The 18995-nt window shown below is 69.7% G+C and carries 16 protein-coding genes; 5 read left to right on the top strand and 11 right to left on the bottom strand.

Features of this window, described 5'->3' with window-relative positions; all coding sequences use genetic code 11:
• Window positions 1–136: 136 nt before the first annotated feature.
• Together AAFF41_RS21485 and AAFF41_RS21480 are read left to right on the top strand one after the other, a co-directional pair.
• A complete protein-coding gene (locus AAFF41_RS21485) occupies window positions 137–2230 on the top strand; it encodes a PTS fructose transporter subunit IIABC (RefSeq protein WP_343324442.1) in 2094 nt (697 codons plus the stop codon).
• Between the two features lie 88 nt (window positions 2231–2318).
• Complete coding sequence (locus AAFF41_RS21480; RefSeq protein WP_319749036.1) at window positions 2319–2576, top strand: hypothetical protein; 258 nt, start codon at window positions 2319–2321, stop codon at window positions 2574–2576.
• A gap of 92 nt (window positions 2577–2668) precedes the next feature.
• On the opposite strand, the gene AAFF41_RS21475 is transcribed toward AAFF41_RS21480, so the two are convergent.
• The 4 genes from AAFF41_RS21475 to AAFF41_RS21460 all read right to left on the bottom strand — a co-directional run bounded on the left by AAFF41_RS21475 (window position 2669) and on the right by AAFF41_RS21460 (window position 7288).
• Window positions 2669–3418 carry a DUF6227 family protein gene (locus AAFF41_RS21475; RefSeq protein WP_054233085.1) on the bottom strand — a complete coding sequence of 250 codons (750 nt, stop codon included), beginning with the start codon at window positions 3416–3418 and terminating at the stop codon, window positions 2669–2671.
• A 157-nt stretch (window positions 3419–3575) separates the two neighbouring features.
• The gene (locus AAFF41_RS21470; protein WP_415925889.1) at window positions 3576–4781 is read right to left on the bottom strand and encodes a L,D-transpeptidase; all 1206 of its coding nucleotides are present in this window, start codon (window positions 4779–4781) and stop codon (window positions 3576–3578) included.
• 234 nt (window positions 4782–5015) lie between these two features.
• Complete coding sequence (locus tag AAFF41_RS21465; RefSeq protein WP_319749034.1) at window positions 5016–6047, bottom strand: P1 family peptidase; 1032 nt, start codon at window positions 6045–6047, stop codon at window positions 5016–5018.
• Window positions 6044–7288, bottom strand: coding sequence for a low temperature requirement protein A (locus AAFF41_RS21460; RefSeq protein WP_319749033.1), 1245 nt, complete (start codon window positions 7286–7288; stop codon window positions 6044–6046). Before AAFF41_RS21460 ends, AAFF41_RS21465 begins: the two co-directional genes overlap by 4 nt.
• Before the next feature lie 104 nt (window positions 7289–7392).
• Here AAFF41_RS21460 and AAFF41_RS21455 point away from each other — a divergent pair, with 104 nt between their 5' ends.
• Complete coding sequence (locus AAFF41_RS21455) at window positions 7393–7605, top strand: hypothetical protein (RefSeq protein WP_319749031.1); 213 nt, start codon at window positions 7393–7395, stop codon at window positions 7603–7605.
• A 430-nt stretch (window positions 7606–8035) separates the two neighbouring features.
• Here the strand turns inward: AAFF41_RS21455 and mscL are convergent, their stop codons facing one another.
• The 6 genes from mscL to AAFF41_RS21425 all read right to left on the bottom strand — a co-directional run bounded on the left by mscL (window position 8036) and on the right by AAFF41_RS21425 (window position 14201).
• A complete protein-coding gene (mscL, locus tag AAFF41_RS21450; RefSeq protein WP_319749030.1) occupies window positions 8036–8506 on the bottom strand; it encodes a large conductance mechanosensitive channel protein MscL in 471 nt (156 codons plus the stop codon).
• Window positions 8507–8656: 150 nt separating this feature from the next.
• On the bottom strand, window positions 8657–9277 hold the full coding sequence (locus AAFF41_RS21445; RefSeq protein ID WP_319749029.1) for a CpaB family protein: 621 nt from the start codon (window positions 9275–9277) through the stop codon (window positions 8657–8659).
• Window positions 9278–9493: 216 nt separating this feature from the next.
• Window positions 9494–10327 carry an S-methyl-5'-thioadenosine phosphorylase gene (locus AAFF41_RS21440; RefSeq protein WP_319749028.1) on the bottom strand — a complete coding sequence of 278 codons (834 nt, stop codon included), beginning with the start codon at window positions 10325–10327 and terminating at the stop codon, window positions 9494–9496.
• Between the two features lie 289 nt (window positions 10328–10616).
• Complete coding sequence (locus AAFF41_RS21435; protein ID WP_319749027.1) at window positions 10617–10925, bottom strand: FmdB family zinc ribbon protein; 309 nt, start codon at window positions 10923–10925, stop codon at window positions 10617–10619.
• A gap of 68 nt (window positions 10926–10993) precedes the next feature.
• Entirely contained in the window at window positions 10994–12256 is a 1263-nt protein-coding gene (locus AAFF41_RS21430) for an MFS transporter (RefSeq protein WP_343324441.1), read from the bottom strand.
• 388 nt (window positions 12257–12644) lie between these two features.
• The gene (locus AAFF41_RS21425; RefSeq protein WP_388406776.1) at window positions 12645–14201 is read right to left on the bottom strand and encodes a potassium/proton antiporter; all 1557 of its coding nucleotides are present in this window, start codon (window positions 14199–14201) and stop codon (window positions 12645–12647) included.
• 304 nt (window positions 14202–14505) lie between these two features.
• Between AAFF41_RS21425 and AAFF41_RS21420 the strand changes: the two genes are divergently transcribed.
• Window positions 14506–17271: a penicillin acylase family protein gene (locus AAFF41_RS21420; protein WP_319749025.1), complete on the top strand. Its 2766-nt coding sequence runs from the start codon at window positions 14506–14508 to the stop codon at window positions 17269–17271.
• Between the two features lie 110 nt (window positions 17272–17381).
• On the opposite strand, the gene AAFF41_RS21415 is transcribed toward AAFF41_RS21420, so the two are convergent.
• Window positions 17382–17957 (bottom strand): 5-formyltetrahydrofolate cyclo-ligase, encoded by a 576-nt coding sequence (locus tag AAFF41_RS21415; protein WP_415925890.1) that lies wholly within the window; start codon window positions 17955–17957, stop codon window positions 17382–17384.
• A gap of 132 nt (window positions 17958–18089) precedes the next feature.
• Between AAFF41_RS21415 and galU the strand changes: the two genes are divergently transcribed.
• Window positions 18090–18992: a UTP--glucose-1-phosphate uridylyltransferase GalU gene (gene galU, locus AAFF41_RS21410; RefSeq protein ID WP_319749023.1), complete on the top strand. Its 903-nt coding sequence runs from the start codon at window positions 18090–18092 to the stop codon at window positions 18990–18992.
• Window positions 18993–18995: the final 3 nt, after the last annotated feature.

The following is an 18995-nucleotide window of genomic DNA, read 5'->3' as shown; positions in this document are numbered from 1 at the left end:
AGGCCCTGATGAGGCGGGGTTTCCCCGGCCCCGCCTCCGCCACACCCGCAGACCCCGCCCTCCTTGAGTGCGACACCCCCGTCCCCACCCCCGCCCACGACTTCCCCCGGGCGATACGCGTGCGAAGGAGCCCGCGATGAGCGAGATGATCACCGCGGACCTGGTCGATCTCGACCTGTCCGCCGAGACCAAAGAGGCGGCGGCACGCGCCCTCGCCGAGCACATGGTGACCCTGGGGCGGGTGACCGACCTCGAAGGCTTCCTCGCCGACGTGGCCGCCCGCGAGGCCCAGATGCCCACCGGCCTTGACGGCGGGATCGGCATCCCGCACTGCCGGAGCGTTCACGTCACCGAGCCGACGCTCGGCTTCGGGCGCAGCGCGGCCGGGATCGACTTCGGCGCGCCGGACGGCCCCGCCGACCTGATCTTCCTGATCGCCGCCCCGGCGGGCGCCGACGACGCGCATCTGACGATCCTGTCGTCGCTGGCCCGTCAGCTCATGAACGCCGAGTTCACGTCCGCGCTGCGGGCCGTGGACGACGCGGCGGCCGCGGCCGCGCTCATCCGCGGGGACGAGTCCCCGGCGGCCGCGGCCTCGACCGCACCCGAGGGCACCGAGTCCGCTGACGGCTCCAAGAACTCCGTGGCGGTGTCGGCGGCGGCCTCCGCCGACACCGCCACGGGCACCACGAGCGACACCACCGCGGACGCCGGAGCCTCCGGTGAGCGTCCGTTCCGGATCGTCGCCGTCACCTCCTGCCCCACCGGCATCGCGCACACCTACATGGCGGCCGAGTCGCTGGAGAACGCGGGCCGCGAGGCGGGCGTCGAGGTCGTCGTCGAGACGCAGGGCTCGGCCGGCTTCACCCGGCTCGACCCGGCGGTCATCGCGGCCGCGGACGGTGTGATCTTCGCGCACGACGTGCCCGTACGGGACAAGGACCGGTTCGCCGGCAAGCCCACCGTCGACGTCGGCGTGAAGGCGGGCATCAACAAGCCCGCCGAGCTGATCACCGAGGTGCGTGGCAAGGCCGCGCGCGGCGAGGTCAGCGCGGGCTCCGCCCCCGGTACGCCGGTGGAGCGCTCCGGCGACTCCACCGAGGGATACGGCACCAAGCTCCGCAAGTGGCTGATGTCCGGCGTCAGTTACATGGTCCCGTTCGTCGCCGCGGGCGGTCTGCTGATCGCCCTCGGATTCGCGATCGGCGGCTACAAGATCAACAAGGCGCCGTCGGTCGTGGACCACTTCATGTGGCTGCAGGCGGACAGCTGGGGCGCGCTGTTCTTCCAGATCGGCGTCGTCTCCTTCGGCTTCCTCGTCCCGGTCCTGGCCGGCTACATCGCCTACGGCATGGCGGACCGCCCGGGTCTCGTGCCCGGCTTCGTCGGCGGCGCGATCTCCCTCACCATCAACGCGGGCTTCCTCGGAGGTCTGGCCGCCGGACTCATCGCCGGTGGTGTGGTGATCGGGATCCAGAAGGTGAAGATCCCGCCGGCGTTGCGCGGCATCATGCCGGTGGTGGTGATCCCGCTGATCTCCGCGGCGATCGTCGGGTTCCTGATGTTCGTGGTCATCGGCAAGCCCATCGCCTCCGCGCAGAAGGGCATGACCGACTGGCTCAACGGCCTCACCGGCACCAACGCCGTCCTGCTCGGCGCGCTGCTCGGCCTGATGATGTGCTTCGACCTCGGCGGCCCGGTCAACAAGGTCGCGTACACGTTCGCCACCGCCGGTATCGCGGTCGCGAGCCCCAGTGACTCGGCGATGAAGATCATGGCGGCCGTGATGGCGGCGGGCATGGTCCCGCCGCTGGCCATGGCGCTCGCCACGACCGTGCGCGGCAAGCTCTTCACCCGGACCGAGCGGGAGAACGGCAAGGCGGCCTGGGTCCTGGGCGCTTCCTTCATCACGGAGGGCGCGATCCCGTTCGCGGCGGCCGACCCGCTGCGCGTGATCCCCTCCGCCATGGTGGGCGGCGCGGTCACCGGCTCCCTGTCGATGGCCTTCGGCGCCACGCTGCGGGCCCCGCACGGCGGCATCTTCGTGGTCCCGCTGATCGGCAACCCGTTCCTCTACCTGATCGCCATCGCGGCCGGTGTCTGTGTCACCACCGCCCTGGTGGTCGTCCTGAAGGGCATGCGCAAGCAGGCCCCCGAGGGGACCGGTGCGGGGGTCGCCGACACCGCGATAGCGGCGAAGGTCGACTCCAAGGAGCCGGTCGCGGCCTGAACGGCCAACTACTCGCCCTTTTAGGGCATCTGCGAGATACGTCACGGTCCGGGGCCAAAGTCCCGGACCGTGGTGTCTACTGGAGGGCATGCCTGAGCATGTGTCGATCCTCCAGCTGATGGGCGTGGCCGTCCTCGCCCTCGCGACCGTCATCTGGGTCGTCGGCCTGTCCCGCCTGCTGCGCCGCGCGCGCACCGGGGCCGCCGTGCGCCACCATGGGCAGATGCTCCGCGCCATGCCGCGTCAGCGCCGGTCCGGCCCCGCCGCGGAGACCGTGGAACTCACCCCCGAGGAGCGCACCGCGTTCGCGGGCCTGGTACGTCAGTTCAGCGACAGCCGCCCCTGACGAACGGGGGCTCCCCTGAGGAACGAGGGCTCCGCCCCGACGAACGAGGGATCCCCCCGACGAAATGGGTGTTCGGCTCACTACGCCAGGCTCTAGGCGAGCCGCGCCGCCCGGCGTTCCATGGCGGCCCGCGCCGCGTGCTCCGTCGGATAGACCTCGCACATGTGCCGGCCGTCCGGCGTCGCCGTGTGCTCGACCTCCCACAGGGAGATCTCCTGGCCGTCGCGGAGCAGGAACGCGTGCTCGTAGAGCGAGAAGCACAGCCCGACCTGGCCCGCCCGGCAGGGGCGCCCGAAGGCCTGGGTGATCTGGTGCGCGAACGCGGTGCGCAGCAGCGGCGTCGTGATGTCGGCCCCCGGCCGGTCCGCGTTCTCCGCCCGCCGCAGCAGCCGCCGCGCGTGATCCGCCGAGTCGTCCGTCAGATAGACGTGCCGCGGCTCGGGGACCGGTGACGGATGGACCATCACGGGCAGTTCGAAGTCCGGCGCGTCCGGCGGCAGCGGCAGCCGGGCCGTGGCGGCGCGCAGCTCCTCCTCGTCGACATACACCTCGTGCTGCGGCTCGCTCCCGGGCGCCGTGTTGTGCACGAGCTCCCACAGCGTGACCGCCGAGCCGTCGGCGAGCAGCCAGGTGTGCCGGTACGTCTCGCGGTGCAGCCCCGCGCTGTGGTGCGCGGAGTGCAGCGAACTGTCGTGCGCCAGTGCGCAGTCGAGCCGCCTTATCGTCTCGTCGGGCAGCTCGAAGGAGTTCAGGGCACGGCCGAGGAGTCGCTCGAGGTGCTCCTCCGGAGACTCGGGCGACTCGGGTGGTTCGTACGCTGCTGTCTCGTACGGAACGCTCAAGGTTTCTCCCGGCGTTGCTGCATGTCACCTTGTGGGTGCATACCGTAGCCCCTCGGTCGGACATCAATCCCGCGAACCGAGAAAACGTACGGACAGAAAACGAGCGGGCCGCGCGGCAAGTTCCCGCGCGGCCCGCCGTGACGTCAACGGCCCCAGGTCAGACCGTACTTCCCGCGGTCCACGCACTCCAGGACATGTTCCAGCCGTTCAGTCCGTTGTCCGGCGAGACGGTCTTGTCGGGCGAGTTCTTCACCACCACGACGTCCCCGACGAGAGAGTTGTCGTAGAACCACTTCGCGCTGGTGTCGCCCTGCGCGCCCTGTACGTCGGCGAGACCGACACATCCGTGGCTGGTGCCCTGCTGCCCGAAGGGCGGGTTCCCGCGGTTGTACCAGTAGTTGCCGTGGATGAACGTTCCCGAAGACGTCAGTCGCATCGCGTGCGGCACGTCCGGGATGTCGTACTCGCCGCCGTAGCCCACCGTCGAGCCGTTCATCCGGGTCTGGACGAACTTCTCGGAGATCACCATCTGACCGTTGTACGTGGTGTGCTCCGGGCTGCCCGCCGAGATCGGCACCGTCTTGAGCGTCTTGCCGTCACGCACGACCGTCATGGTCTGCGTGTTGACGTCGACCGTGGAGACCTGGGAGCGGCCGACGGTGAAGGTGACCGTCTTCTTCTGCACCCCGAAGACACCGTTCGCGCCCTCGACGCCGTCCAGGTCGATCTTCATCGTGACCTTGGAACCGGCCTTCCAGTACGTCTCGGGCCGGAAGTCGAGCCGCTGCGAGCCGAACCAGTGCCCGGCCACCTGCTGCCCGCTGCTGGAAGTGACCGTGATGTGCGACTGCACGGCCTTCTGGTTGCTGATCACCTTGTCGAAGTTGAACGACACCGGCATTCCGACGCCGACCGTGGTGCCGTTGTCGGGCGTGTACGTGCCGATGAAGCTGTTGCTCGAGGAGACCGTCGTGAAGATGGAGTTGGCGGCGGCCGTGCGTCCGTTCGCGTCCTTCGCGGTCGCCGAGATCTGGTACTTCGTCCCGCGCTCCAACTGCGCCGTCGGCTTCCAGCCGGTCCCGTCCGCGGTGATCGCCCCCGCCACCGCCGTCCCGGACCCCGACACCGTCATCTTCACCTCGGTCAGCTTGCCGTCGCTGACCTTCACGCCGGTCGCGTTGATGGACGCGTCCGTCGCACCGTCCTTGGCCGAGATGACGATCTTCGCCGTGGACGTCTTGGCCGAGCTGCCGCTGTCCTTGCCGCCCTTGGCTTCGGCGCTGGCGTTGCCGCCGCAGCCGGTCAGGGTGAGGGCGCCGACCATCAGGGCGGCACAGGCCCCCAGTGCGCGCCGCGCTGTCATGTTCGGCGTTGTCACGGGCTACTCCAGTTTCTCGTGATGTGCGTGATCCGCTCCAGTGCGTGGATAGAGAGCGAGCGGTGCCGCGAAGGGTTCCCGCCGTCCCCGGCCCAACACCGTCGCGTGACAGAACCGGGACAATCACCCACCGGCCCACGACGAACTCCCCCTCCCCCTGGCGCGACTTGACGTCGGTGAGGGCAGTGGAACACCCGGAACCACGGACCAGGACCCGCCCTAGGCGCTCCCGTACAGCTCCCCGTACGACGGCCACACCCCGCCCGGTCCGTCCACCGGGTCGGCCGCTCGTACCGCGCGGACGATCGCCCGGGTCACCAGATCCGCGCCCGCCGCGAGGATCTCGTTGAGGGCCAGGGGATGGTCGGGAGTGAGCGGGCGGGCGCCCGTGGCCAGGGCGAAGACCGTGTCGCCGTCGTTCAGGAGGTGGACCGGGCGGACGGCGCGGGCGATGCCGTCATGGGCCGTGCCGGCGAGCTTGTGGGCCTGGGCGCGGGTGAGGTCGGCGTCGGTGGCGACGACGGCGAGCGTGGTGTTCAGCGGGGGAGGCGCGTTCTTCGCGGCGGCTTCGGCGAGCCGTTGCCGCGCCGCCTCGTGGACCTCGGCGGAGGGATAGGCCGTACGACCGTCTCGCAGCAACTCCCCGTACAACACCCCCGTCTCCGGATCCACCGCCGAACCCGCCGCGTTGGCCACCACCAGCGCGGCCACCGTGATCCCCGAGTCGAGCACGGCGCTCGCCGTCCCGATCCCCCCCTTGATCCGCCCCACCGCCGCCCCCGTCCCGGCGCCCACGCAACCCTCCGGCACCGGCGCACCCGGCCCGCTCGCGTCGGCAGCCTCGACCGCGGCCCGGCCCGTGGCCGCGTCCGGCCTCGCCCGGAAATCGCCGCCGCGGCCCAGGTCGAAGACACAGGCGGCGGGCACGACCGGCACGACGTGCGCCGGGTCGAGGCCCACCCGCACCCCCCGGCCCCGCTCCTCCAGCCAGGCCATCACCCCGGACGCGGAGTCCAGCCCGTACGCGCTGCCGCCGGTCAGTACGACCGCCTCCACCTTCTGCACCAGGTTGCGCGGGTCGAGCGCGTCGGTCTCCTTGGTGCCGGGTCCGCCACCGCGTACGTCCACGGCCGCGATGGCGCCGCCCGCAGGGGCGAGCACGACCGTGGTGCCGGTGAGCCAACCGTCGCCGGTACGCGTCGCGTGCCCCACGCGCAGCCCAGCGACATCCGTCAGAGCGTCAACTGTCATGTCTCCAGTGTTTCCCGCCCCGCGGTCCCCGCCCCCTTCGTTGTGACCATCCGTGCCGTCAGGGCGACTCCGACCGTCACCGACAGCGCCGCCACGACGCCGGCCGCGAGCACCGCCCAGCTGCGCAGGAAGGTGCACAGGATCACCAGCAACGCCGTCGTCGGCAGGACGAGTTGCTCTGTGATGCCCATCTTGAAATGGCGCGCGTGCAACAGCCACACCGTGAGGAAGTACAGCGCCGTCGGCAGTGTCACCGCGGCGGACGCGGCGAGCGTCGCGATCTGTGTCTTGCCGACCGCCTGCTCGACCGCGACCTCCAGGCCCGCGCCGATCGCGGCCGCCGACGCGAAGATCAGGTAGTGGCCGTATCCCCACAGGAACGCGTGGGCCTTGGACCGCAGGTGCCCGTGGATGGGTACCACGAAGTAGATCCACCAGGCGGAGAAGACGATCAGGAGTCCGCCTGCGGCGATCGGCAACAGCTCGCCCAGCGCGTCGTGCTCGTCCACCGCCGACTTCACGGCCATCGTCGACGCGGCGATCGTCTCGCCCAGCACGATGATCGTGAACAGGCCGAACCGCTCGGAGACGTGGTGCGGATGCCAGGAGGTGACGAAGTCCTTCTCCGCGTACGCGGGGACGCACATCTCGGCGATCGCCATCACCAGGAACACCCAGGGACGCCCGGGCTCCGGCAGGACCAGCAGCCCCAGCCAGCCGACCTGGCACAGCAGCACACCGCCCGCGTACCGCAGCGCCATGGTTCTCTCGGGGCCCTCCGTGCCGCGGGCCACCCGCAGCCACTGGGCGATCAGCGCGAAACGCATGATCGCGTAGCCGAGCCAGACGGCCAGGTACACATGGTTCTCGAATGCCCGCGACACCCCGGCGGCGAGGACCAGGACACCGGCGATCTGCACCAGCGTCACGACCCGGTAGAGCGCGTCGTCGTTGTCGTACGCCGAGGAGAACCAGGTGAAGTTCATCCACGCCCACCAGATGGCGAAGAAGATCATCGCGTAGTTGAGGATGCCCTCGCCCGCGTGTCCCGCCGCCACGGCGTGCACCAGCTCGCCGCCCGCCTGGGCGATGGCCACGACGAAGCACAAGTCGAAGAAGAGCTCCAGCGGCGACGCGACGCGGTGCGCCTCGTCCCTCCTCCGGGCGGTCATTCTGCGCAGGGGCCCGAGTCGGGCCGTCCTGGGCGTCGGGGTGGGTTCGGAAGCGGCGCTGGACGTCATACGGCCAAGCACAGCAGAAAAGAGTCCAGGTCGCTCGGGTTGACGGCCGCGGGACGCGGCCGCACCGGGGTGGGCCGGGGATCCCTCGGCGTACGCTGGTGCGCATGAGTACCGGCCCCGCCCCCGCCTCCGCCTCCGAACCGCGTGACGCGTCCGCACCGCGCGATCCGAAGTCCGCGCTGATCTTCGACGACCCGCTGAGCCAGCAGTCCTCGGACGACACGGACCGGGGATGGGGCGAGCAGTCCGGCGGTGACGGTGACAGCGTGGCGGACCTGAAGCGGTTCCTCGACGAGAAGCCGCCGCACCACCTCTGAGCCGCCGCACCTCGGCGCCGTCTGACGCCGAGCCCGGCATGGCGAGCGCCGGTCCCGAGGCTGCCGCGGCCGGATCCGCGGTCGTGGATCCCGGCCTGGAGAGAACGAAGGACGATTCCGAGCGTCCTCAGTCGGCCCGCGATCGTGCGGAGACGGCCCCCGAGAGTCTCAGGCCCGGCCCGGATCGTGCGGGGTCGACTTCCGAGCTTCCCGGGCGGGCGCCCGACTGTCCGGAGCGGACCTCCGAGCTTTCCGAGCCTGACGCCGACGGTCCGGGATCGGGCTGCGAGCCTCGGGAGCAGGCAGCCGGGCTTGCGTAGCCCTACGGCGACAGCCCGCCGCCGGCCCGGGCGTTTCCGGGGTCCGAGCCCGGCCCTCATTGCCTGGCGTCGGCCCCCGGGCTTCCGTAGGCCGTCCCCGGTCTTCTCCGTCAGTTCTGGCTGTTGCCCGAACCGCGCTGGGCCAGCAGCGCGTCGCGGATCTCCTTGAGCACCTCCAGTTCGGACACCTCGATGACCTCCTGGGTGCTCTCCTTCGCCTTCTGCCGGGCCGCCTGCCGGGCCAGGAACTTCGACATCGGCAGGACCATCAGGAAGTAGACGACGGCCGCGGTGGTCACGAAGCTGAGTGTGGCGCCCAGCACGGAGCCCCACATGATCCGTATGCCCGTCGCCGTGTCCCCGGTGCCGGTGCAGTGGGGTTTGAGGCAGGAGCTGTAGCTGTCGAGGTTCTGTGTGCCGATCGCACCCACCAGCGGGTTGATGATGCCCTTCACCACCGAGTTGACGATGTTGGTGAAGGCCGCGCCGATGACCACCGCGACGGCCAGGTCGATGACGTTGCCCCGCATCAGAAAGGCCTTGAAGCCCTCCCAGACACCGGGTTGCTTCTTCTCGCTCACCAAGAGGCCCCTCTGCACAAGTTGTGGAACAAACAGCTCCGCAACCTACGGCAGGGCCCGCCGGACCTGTCCAATTCGATAGCACGATCGAGCGAGTTGACACCGATTCGATATCGAGGAGGGCCGTCAGTACGGCATTGCGCACGGCGTTCAACACAGTGTCACCGCCAGCCGTGCCGTCGTGCCCGCGCCCGCCAGTCGCGCCGCCGTGGCCCGGGGCACGGAGAGGACGACCAGCGCCCCGCTCTCGGTGGCGGCGAAGTCCGGGACCTCGGCCACCCGCGCCCCGGCCGCGACCACGCGGCCCTCGCTGCCCCCGTCCGCCGCGATCACGTCGACCCGGTCGCCCGGCCTGAGCAGCCGCACCGTGGCCGCGTCGGCGATCCGCACCGGCGCCGCCACCGTCTCCACCGTGTCCCGCCCCCGCACGGACGCGGTAGCGGAAGGGGACGAGGGAGAAGGGGACATGGGGGCGGAAGCGGACGTGGACGGGGGAGCCGTCGTCGGATGGCCCCGTGCCCGCCCGGCGTCACCGGGGCCCGCAGCCACGAGAGCCGCCGCCGTGACGGCGAGTCCCGCGGCCACGGCCCGCCGCTTGTGACGGGTCAGGCGCCGCAGCCCGTACCGTCCGCCGCGCACGTGCACGGGGGCGAACTGCGGCACCTCGCGGATCGGAGGCGCGTCCACACCGGGCGGACGTACGGGATCCGCGCCGGGCGCCCGTACGAGATCAGTGTCCGGCGGGCGTACAAGAGGAGCGTGCTGTGCCATGGGACCACCACCTGCGACGAGAGATCGGCTTGCGATCCCACGATGAGGCCTCGCGGCGGAGCCCGTCGGAGCCGGTGGACTACCGACGAGTTGTGGACAACTCCCCCACCCGAACGGGAAGTTCCACGGCGTGGAAACGCCCGTCAGCGCCCGTCAGCGCCGGTCAGTGCCCCTCGGCGCCCGTCAGTGCCCACCGAGCGCCCGTCGAGGTCATCGTCACGGCAGCTCGAAACCCGGGTCCATGCCACCCAGCGCCGTCGTGCACAGACAGTCCCGCGTCCCGTTCCCCGGCAGGGCAGCCACCGCGTCGTACAGCACGTCCCGCAGTCGGTCCACGTTCGACGCGAACACCTTCAGCACGTCGTCGTGCGAGACGCCCTCGCCGGCCTCCGCGCCCGCGTCGAGGTCGGTGACCAAGGTCAACGAGGTGTAGCAGAGCTCGAGTTCACGAGCGAGCGCGGCCTCGGGGTGGCCGGTCATGCCCACCACGGACCAGCCCTGCGCCTGGTGCCACAGCGACTCGGCGCGGGTGGAGAACCGCGGTCCCTCGATCACCACGAGCGTGCCGCCGTCCACCGGCTCCCAGTCACGCCCGCGCGCCGCTTCGAGGGCGGCCTTGCGGCCGACGGGGCAGTAGGGGTCGGCCAGCGACACGTGCACGACGTTCGGCACGGTGCCGTCCGGCAGCGGCAGCCCGTCGAAGAACGTCTGCGTCCGCGTCTTCGTACGGTCGACCAGCTGGTCCGGCACGATCAGCGTTCCCGGCCCGTACTGGGGGCGCAGTCCGCCCACCGCGCACGGTCCGAGGATCTGACGGGCGCCTACGGAGCGCAGCGCCCAGAGGTTGGCCCGGTAGTTGATGCGGTGCGGCGGCAGATGGTGGCCGCGGCCGTGGCGGGGAAGGAAGGCGACCCGTCGCCCGGCGATCTCGCCGAGGAACAGGGAGTCGCTCGGCGGCCCGTAGGGGGTCTCGACTTGTATCTCGGTCACATCGTCGAGGAAGGAGTAGAAGCCCGAGCCGCCGATGACACCGATCTCTGCGTTCGCCATGACGATCACATTAGCGGGCTTCGAAGATCTGCCTCCGAAAACGGCGAGGCCCCTGTTTTCCGAAAGCGGCGAGGACTCCGTCGTCCGAAAGCGGCGAGGACTCCGTCGTCCGAAAGCGGCGAGGACTCCGTCGTCCGAAAGCGGCGAGGACCCCGTCGTCCGAAAGCGGCGAGGACCCCGTCGTCCGAAAGCGGCGAGGACCCCGTCGTCCGGAAACTCCGGGGAACCCGCCCTCGAAAAAGCCGAGGACCCCATCGTCGTACGACGACAGGGTCCCAGCGAGAAAGTCCTAGGCGGCCGAGCTGCTGCTCGACGAGCCGCTGCCCGACGACTTCGAGTCCGACGAGGACGACGAGCTCGTCGACGAGGACGGCGTCGAAGAGGTCGACGGCTTGGAGGCCGGCGAGCTGCTCGACGAGGAGCCACGGCTGTCGTTGCGGTAGAAGCCGGAGCCCTTGAAGACAATGCCGACGGCCGAGAACACCTTCTTGAGGCGTCCACCGCAGTTGGGGCACTCGGTCAGGGCATCGTCGGTGAACTTCTGCACCGCCTCGAGGCCCTCGCCACACTCGGTGCACTGGTACTGGTAGGTCGGCACTTGTCTTCCTCCTGGCACTCTCACTCAATGAGTGCTAACGACGATCCATAGTGACGTATTCCGCGAGATCAGTCCACTGTCAGCGGCACTCGGTGACCGACGCCACGTGCGACGGTGCGCCCGGTGGGCCGTGTGGCCAGCCGAGAACGCAGGGCCAGCAGGGTCACCAGCGCCAGTGCCGTACCGGCCATCGGCACCAGGAATCCGGCACCGTTCCACAGGCGGTCCTCCAGCTGTCCGGCGACCGTGACGGCTGCCGCCTGGCCGAGCGCGACGGCGCCGGTCAGCCACGTGAAGGCCTCGGTGCGGGCGCCCGCCGGGACCAGGCCCTCGACCAGCGTGTAGCCGGTGATCAGGGACGGAGCGATGCACATGCCGACCAGGAGGCCGATCGCGGCGAGTACGACCACGGAGTGCGCGGCCCACAGTCCGGACGCGACGAGCGCCAGGGCGGCGTAGCCGATGACGAGCCGCCGCTGCGGGGCCACCTTCCAGGCGACGGCGCCGCAGACGATGCCGGAGAGCATGTTGCCCGCGGCGAAGACGCCGTACAGGACGCCGTTCAGACCGGGCTCGCCGATCGACTCGCTGAACGCGGCGAGCGAGACCTGCATACCGCCGAAGACGGAGCCGATGCCCAGGAAGGTCACGATCAGCACGCGCACTCCGGGGACCCGCAGCGCGGAACCGTGCTCCACGCGCGTGTGCCCGGCGGCGGCGACAGCGGGCTGGGTGCTCTTCTGCGCGGCGAAGAGGAGACCACCGATCAGGGTCAGCCCGGCCTCGGCCAGCAGGCCCGCGGCCGGGTGGACGGCGGTGCACAGCGCCGTGGCGAGGAGCGGGCCGAACACGAAGGTCAGCTCGTCCGTGACGGACTCGAAGGCCGCCGCGGTGGTCATCAGGGGCGAGTCCTGGAGCTTCACGCCCCAGCGGGCGCGCACCATGGGCCCGACCTGGGGCACCGAGGCGCCGGTCGGCACGGCGGCGAGGAAAAGGGCCCACAAGGGGGCGTCCATCAGCGCCAGCGCCGTCAGGGAGAGGCCTGCCACGGTGTGCACCAGGACGCCGGGCAACAGGACGGCCCGCTGGCCGTGGCGGTCGGCGAGACGGCCGGTGAAGGGTGCGAACAGGGCCATGGAGACGCCGGTGACGGCGGCGACCGCGCCGGCGGCCCCGTACGAGCCGGTGGTGTGCTGGACGAGGAGTACGAGGGAGAGCGTCAACATCGCGAAGGGCTGACGTGCGGCGAAGCCGGGAAGCAGGAACGTCCAGGCGCCGCGGGTGCGCAGCAGCTGTCCGTATCCGGGGCGGGAGGTGACCGTGGATGCCACGGCCCGTGCCTTTCTGCCGCCTGGTAGCGCGGCCCCCTTTGTCGAGCGGTTCGCCTCCGGGGTGCTGTGGTCGGTGTCGGGAGGCCGACCGTGCTCAGCCCTTCGGGCCTCCGCGCGTTCGACCTCTCGACACCGTCGTACCCCTTTGGCCCACTCGCCCTGCGGGGGGCGCCGAGAGCTGTCCTCTTGCGCGGAACTGCGGTAGATGCCGCGCCGCCCACTGCGGGGGCGTCGCGACCGCCATACGGTCGCGCCAGCTCTGCTTCAGGCAGAGTTGGTTCGATCAAGGTGTGCCTTCATCGTACAGGGGCGAGTGCTGCGGTGCCTGTGAAAGTGAGCACCATGACGGTGTTCGCCTGCGAATGCACATCGCCCCTTCATGTCCCGTTTACTGTCCTGAATGTCGGGAGTGCGGTCCTGTGCCGTTGCCCGCGAGGCCCAGCCAGCCCGCCAGCTTGCCGCCCTGGCCCACCGCGCGCAGCCGTCGCTCGGCCGCGTCCCGGACCGGGTCGGTGGCCACCACGAGCAGCTCGTCGCCGCGTCGCAGGACGGTCGTGGGCAGCGGCACGAAGGAGGTCCCGTCGCGCACGACGAGGGTGACGGCGGCCCCCGAGGGCATGCGCAGCTCGGCCACCTCCACGCCGTGCATGCGGGAGCCCTTCGGGATCGCGACGGACAGCAGATGTCCGCGCAGTCGCTCCAGGGGTGCCGACTCGATCCCGAGGTCGGCGGCGCCCTCGGACTCGCCCAGCCGCAGCTTGCGGGCCAGCCAGGGCAGCGTGGGGCCCTGGATGAGGGTGTAGGCGACGACCAGGACGAAGACGATGTTGAAGATCCGGCGGCTCTCCGCGATGCCGCTCACCATCGGGATGGTCGCCAGGATGATGGGCACGGCGCCGCGTAGGCCGGCCCAGGACAGCAGCGTCTGCTCCTGCCACGGGATCCGGAAGGGCAGCAGGCTGACCACGACGCTCAGGGGGCGCGCCACCATGGTGAGCACCAGGCCGATGACGAGGGCCGGCATGATGTCGTCGCCCATGTCGTGCGGGGTGACGAGCAGTCCCAACAGGACGAACATGCCGATCTGGGCGATCCAGCCGAGCCCCTCGGCGAAGCCTCGGGTGGCGGGCCAGTGCGGCAGTTTGGCGTTGCCGAGCATCATCGCCGCGAGGTAGACGGCGAGGAAGCCGCTGCCGTGCGCGAGCGCGCCGGCGGCGTAGGCGGTGACCGCGATCGCCATCACGGCGATCGGGTAGAGGCCGGAGGCGGGCAGCGCCACGTGCCGCAGCCCCCAGGAGCCGAGCCAGCCCACCGCGAGGCCGATGGCCGCGCCGATGGCCAGTTCCAGCGTGATCTCGCCCAGCAGCACGTACCAGTGCTCCACGGGGCCCGCCGTGCAGAACGCGACGACGAGGATGACCACCGGGGCGTCGTTGAAGCCGGACTCGGCCTCCAGGATGCCCGTCACGCGCGCGGGGAGGGGTACTTTCCGCAGCACCGAGAAGACGGCCGCCGCGTCCGTCGAGGACACCACCGCGCCGATGATGAGCGCCTGCCGCCATTCCAGGCCGATCAGGTAGTGGGCGGCCGTGGCCGTCACTCCGACGCTCACCGCGATGCCGACCAGTGCCAGCGAGGTGGCCGCCGGCAGGGCCGGCTTGATTTCCTTCCACTTCGTGCCGAGGCCGCCCTCGGCCAGGATCACGACCAGGGCCGCGTACCCGATGACCTGCGTCAGTTCGGCGTTGTTGAAGTGGACGTTGCCGACCCCGTCCTGGCCCATGGCGACGCCTATGCCGAGGTAGACGAGCAGGCTGGGGAGCCCGCTGCGCGAAGAGATACGAACCGCTGCCACCGCGACTAGCAGAACGAGCGAGCAGACGAGCAGGAGCTGGTTGAGGTGGTGGACAGTCAGCGGCTGTTCCCTTCTCGCCAATCCGGGCACTGGATTCGAACGTGTGGATGTGAACGCGTCGATTCGATGTGATCGCGTCGAGGTCAACGCGTGGAATCGAGGTGAACGCGTGGATCCCAGCACGTCGATCCGAACACCCGAAGTCGGTACATGAGTCCAAGTACTTCGTTACCTTACCTAACTCTTGACGCTTTCTTGACACTCCAGGGGCCGAGATCGAACGCTCGTCCGTCCTGTACCCGACTCCGCGTCAAGGCGCGTCGGGCCCTGCGCCTATGGTTGCTCCAGCACTCCAGGACCGCCTGCCGCTCGCGTTAGGACAGCAAGGACAGCGATGCCCCCCAACACCACCGCCTCTTCCGGCCAGAAGCCGGGCAAGTCCGGCAGGAAGAAGGGGCGCAAGGCCCGACTGTTCCTGATCGTCCTGGTTCTGGCCCTCTTCGGAGGCGTTGCCTATGGCGGCTACTGGGGGGTCAGTACCGTCCGTGCCTCCTTCCCGCAGACCAAGGGCTCACTCACGCTCGACGGGCTGTCGGGTCCCGTGGACGTCAAGCGGGACGGCAACGGGATCCCGCAGATCTACGCCTCGTCCGACGAGGACCTGTTCATGGCGCAGGGTTACGTCCAGGCGCAGGACCGGTTCTACGAGATGGACGTACGCCGTCACATGACCTCGGGCCGGCTGTCCGAGATGTTCGGCTCGGGCCAGGTCAAGAACGACGAGTTCCTGCGCACGATGGGCTGGGACCGGGTCGCCAAGGAGGAGTACGACAAGAAGCTGTCGGCCTCCACGAAGAAGTACCTCCAGGCGTACGCCAAGGGAGTCAATGCCTACCTGAAGGGCAAGGACGGCAAGGACATCTCCCTGGAGTACGCGGCCCTTGGTTTCACCAACGACTACAAGCCCCAGGAGTGGACCCCGGTCGACTCGGTCGCGTGGCTGAAGGCGATGGCCTGGGACCTGCGCGGCAACATGCAGGACGAGATCGACCGCTCCCTGATGACCAGCCGCCTGGGCCCGAAGCAGATCGCCGACCTGTACCCGGAGTACCCCTACGGCCGGAACAAGACGATCACCCAGGAAGGCCAGTACGACAGCGTCACGGGGTCGTACGTCCAGGGCAGCAGCACGACGCTGGGCAGCGGGACGCAGTCCACGGCGGGCACCGGCCTCGCGGGGAACACCACCGCGCCCAACGGCCTGCAGAGCCAGCTCTCCAAGCTCTACAACGTGCTCGACAACGTACCCACCGCCGTCGGCGTGAACGGCAACGGCATCGGCTCGAACTCCTGGGTCGTCGCGGGCAAGTACACGATCACCGGTAAGCCGCTGCTGGCCAACGACCCGCACCTGTCGGCCTCGCTGCCCTCGGTCTGGTACCAGATGGGACTGCACTGCACGAGCGTCTCCAGCAAGTGCCAGTACGACGTCTCCGGCTACACCTTCGCGGGCATGCCCGGCGTGGTCATCGGCCACAACCAGGACATCGCCTGGGGCATGACCAACTCCGCGGTCGACGTCACCGACCTCTACCTGGAGAAGATCACCGGCGAGGGCTACGAGCGCGACGGCAAGGTGCTGCCCTTCACGACCCGCAGGGAAACGATCAAGGTCGCGGGCGGCGCCGACAAGACGATCGTCGTCCGGGAGACCAAGGACGGGATGCCGCTGCTCTCCGACCGCGACGACGAACTCGTCAAGGTCGGCAAGAAGGCCACCGTCGACAGCGGGGCGCCCGACCGCGGCGACGGCTACGCCATCGCGCTGCGCTGGACCGCCCTGGACCCGGGCAACTCCATGGACGCCGTCTTCCAGCTGGACAAGGCGTCGAACTGGACCGAGTTCCGCACGGCGGCCGCGTCCTTCGACGTGCCCTCGCAGAACCTGATCTACGCCGACACCAACAACCACATCGGCTACCAGCTGCCTGGCAAGATCCCGATCCGGGCCAAGGGCGACGACGGCTCGCTCCCGTCGCCCGGCTGGGACTCCAAGTACAAGTGGACCGGCTACATCAAGCAGTCCGAGCTGCCCTACGAGTACGACCCGAAGCGCGGTTACATCGTGACCGCCAACCAGGCGGTCGTCGACAAGGACAAGTACCCCTACACGCTCACCACGGACTGGGGCTACGGGACGCGCAGCCAGCGGATCACCGATCTCATCGAGGCGAAGATCAAGGGCGGCGGCAAGATCTCGACCGACGACATGCGCCAGATGCAGCTCGACGACAGCAGCGAGATCGCCAAGCTGATCGTGCCCAAGCTGCTCAAGATCGACGTCGCCGACAAGAACGTCCGCGACGCGCAGAAGCTCCTGGAGGGCTGGGACTACACCCAGGACGCCGACTCCGCGGCGGCCGCGTACTTCAACGCGACCTGGCGCAACATCCTCAAGCTCGCCTTCGGCAACAAGCTGCCCAAGGAGCTGCGGGTCAAGGGCCAGTGCCTGAACGTCGCCCCGGTCGACACCACCGGCCCCGCGGACGAGAACCAGACGGTGCGCGAGTGCGGCCAGCGTGAGGCGGACCAGGCGCAGCCGGACGGCGGCGACCGCTGGTTCGAGGTGGTCCGCAAGATCATTGACGACCCGAACAACGACTGGTGGAAGGCGCCCAAGACGCGCCTCGACAAGGCGGCCGACAACCGGGACGAGCTCTTCGCGCGGGCCATGAAGGACGCCCGCTGGGAGCTGACCGCCAAGCTCGGCAAGGACATGGACACCTGGAGCTGGGGCCGGCTGCACCGCCTGTTCCTGAAGAACCAGACCCTGGGCACCGAAGGTCCCGGCGTCCTGCAGTACATGCTCAACCGCGGCCCCTGGAAGCTCGGCGGCGGCGAGGCGACGGTCAACGCGACCGGCTGGAACGCCGCGGGCGGCTACGGAGTGGTCTGGGTGCCGTCCATGCGGATGGTGGTCAACCTCGACGACTTCGACAAGTCGAAGTGGATCAACCTCTCCGGCGCCTCCGGGCACGCCTACAGCGCCCACTACACCGACCAGACGGACAAGTGGGCCAAGGGCGAACTGCTGCCGTGGTCCTTCTCGGGCAACGCGGTCGACAAGAGCACGAGCGACACCCTGGTGCTCAAGCCGTGAGCCGATGACGGCGACCACGAGTGACTGAACGCGACCATGAGTCACTGAAGGCGACAGGTGAAAGGGCCCTCCACGCACGCATGGAGGGCCCTTTCGTCCACCCGGACCCGTCAGCCGAAGCGACGCACCCCCGAAGGCGTCACCACCGCGTGTACGGGACGGTCGTGAGGTTCCGCCGGGACGTGCTCCACGACCTCCGCGTCGTACAGCAGCACCACCAGTGCGGGATCGGCCCCCGCGCGCTCCAGGCGGGCCAGGACGCGGTCGTACGAGCCGCCGCCGCGCCCCAGACGCATTCCGCGCCGGTCCACGGCAAGGCCGGGCAACAGGACGGCGTCGGCCTCCTGGACGGCCTCGGGGCCGAGCCGCGCGCCCGCCGGCTCCAAGAGAGCCATCCTGCCGCCGTGTTGGACACGCTCCACAGAGCCCTCTCCGGCGTACGCGCCCCAGTCCAGGTCGTTGTCCGCCAGCAGGACCGGCAGCAGCACGCGCACCCCGCGCGTGTGGAGCGCGTCCAGGAGCGCGAGGGTGCCCGGCTCGCTCCCCATGGAGACGTACGCCGCCACCGTGCGCGCGTGCGCCAGCTCCGGCAGCTCCATCGCCCGCAGGGCCAGGGCCCCGGCGGATTCTCGCAGGTCGTAGGGTGTCAACCTGCTTCTCACCGCGAGGAATCCTCGCCGCAACATGCGCTTGTCAGGCTCTGCCGCACGTCCCACGTGGCTCACAGCTCACTCCGTACCGTTCCTTATGCGCTCATATGAGAGCTATTTAACGGGACCAACAGATTGCGCTCATAGCCACCGGATATGGTTACGCGCATGACTGAGTCGCACCCCAGGATCAGCAAGGCTGTCATCCCCGCAGCAGGCCTCGGAACCCGGTTCCTGCCGGCCACCAAAGCCACTCCCAAAGAGATGCTGCCGGTCGTCGACAAGCCGGCGATCCAGTACGTGGTCGAAGAGGCCGTGTCGGCGGGTCTCGATGACGTCCTGATGATCACGGGCCGCAACAAGCGCCCCCTCGAGGACCACTTCGACCGCAATTATGAGCTGGAGTCCGCCCTTCAGAAGAAGGGCGACGCCAACCGGCTCGCCAAGGTCCAGGAGTCCAGCGACCTGGCCACCATGCACTACGTGCGCCAGGGCGACCCCAAGGGCCTCGGCCACGCCGTCCTGTGTGCGGCGCCGCACGTCGGCCACGAGCCCTTCGCGGTGCTCCTCGGCGACGACCTGATCGACCCCCGCGACCCCCTCCTCGCCCGCATGGTCGAGGTCCAGGAGCAGCACGGCGGCAGCGTCATCGCGCTCATGGAGGTCGAGCCCGAGCAGATCCACCTCTACGGGTGCGCGGCCATCGAGACCACCGGCGAGGGCGACCTCGTCAAGGTGACGGGCCTGGTCGAGAAGCCGGACCCGGCGGACGCGCCCAGCAACTACGCGATCATCGGGCGTTATGTCCTCGACCCGCACATCTTCGACATACTCCGCAAGACCGAGCCGGGCCGCGGCGGCGAGATCCAGCTCACCGACGCCCTCCAGCAGCTCGCGCAGGACGAGAAGGTCGGCGGCCCCGTGCACGGCGTCGTCTTCAAGGGCCGCCGCTATGACACCGGCGACCGCGGCGACTACCTGCGTGCCATTGTCAGGCTCGCGTGCGAACGTGAGGACCTGGGCCCGGACTTCCGGACCTGGCTTCGCAGTTACGTAGCCGAGGAGATGTAGGAA

It is taken from the genome of Streptomyces mirabilis, assembly GCF_039503195.1.
GTDB classification, from domain to species: domain Bacteria; phylum Actinomycetota; class Actinomycetes; order Streptomycetales; family Streptomycetaceae; genus Streptomyces; species Streptomyces mirabilis_D.
Note: the sequence above shows the minus strand (reverse complement) of the source record. Positions and strands in the feature narration are given on the sequence as shown.

Bases quoted from the DNA above. Each gene is read 5' to 3' on its own strand.
- AAFF41_RS21415 (WP_415925890.1), bottom strand. From the start codon at position 17,957: ATGTTGCGGCGAGGATTCCTCGCGGTGAGAAGCAGGTTGACACCCTAC.
- AAFF41_RS21470 (WP_415925889.1), bottom strand. From the start codon at position 4,781: ATGACAGCGCGGCGCGCACTGGGGGCCTGTGCCGCCCTGATGGTCGGC.
- AAFF41_RS21460 (WP_319749033.1), bottom strand. From the start codon at position 7,288: ATGACGTCCAGCGCCGCTTCCGAACCCACCCCGACGCCCAGGACGGCC.
- AAFF41_RS21465 (WP_319749034.1), bottom strand. From the start codon at position 6,047: ATGACAGTTGACGCTCTGACGGATGTCGCTGGGCTGCGCGTGGGGCAC.
- AAFF41_RS21480 (WP_319749036.1), top strand. From the start codon at position 2,319: ATGCCTGAGCATGTGTCGATCCTCCAGCTGATGGGCGTGGCCGTCCTC.
- AAFF41_RS21455 (WP_319749031.1), top strand. From the start codon at position 7,393: ATGAGTACCGGCCCCGCCCCCGCCTCCGCCTCCGAACCGCGTGACGCG.
- AAFF41_RS21420 (WP_319749025.1), top strand. From the start codon at position 14,506: ATGCCCCCCAACACCACCGCCTCTTCCGGCCAGAAGCCGGGCAAGTCC.
- AAFF41_RS21445 (WP_319749029.1), bottom strand. From the start codon at position 9,277: ATGGCACAGCACGCTCCTCTTGTACGCCCGCCGGACACTGATCTCGTA.
- galU (WP_319749023.1), top strand. From the start codon at position 18,090: ATGACTGAGTCGCACCCCAGGATCAGCAAGGCTGTCATCCCCGCAGCA.
- AAFF41_RS21440 (WP_319749028.1), bottom strand. From the start codon at position 10,327: ATGGCGAACGCAGAGATCGGTGTCATCGGCGGCTCGGGCTTCTACTCC.
- AAFF41_RS21485 (WP_343324442.1), top strand. From the start codon at position 137: ATGAGCGAGATGATCACCGCGGACCTGGTCGATCTCGACCTGTCCGCC.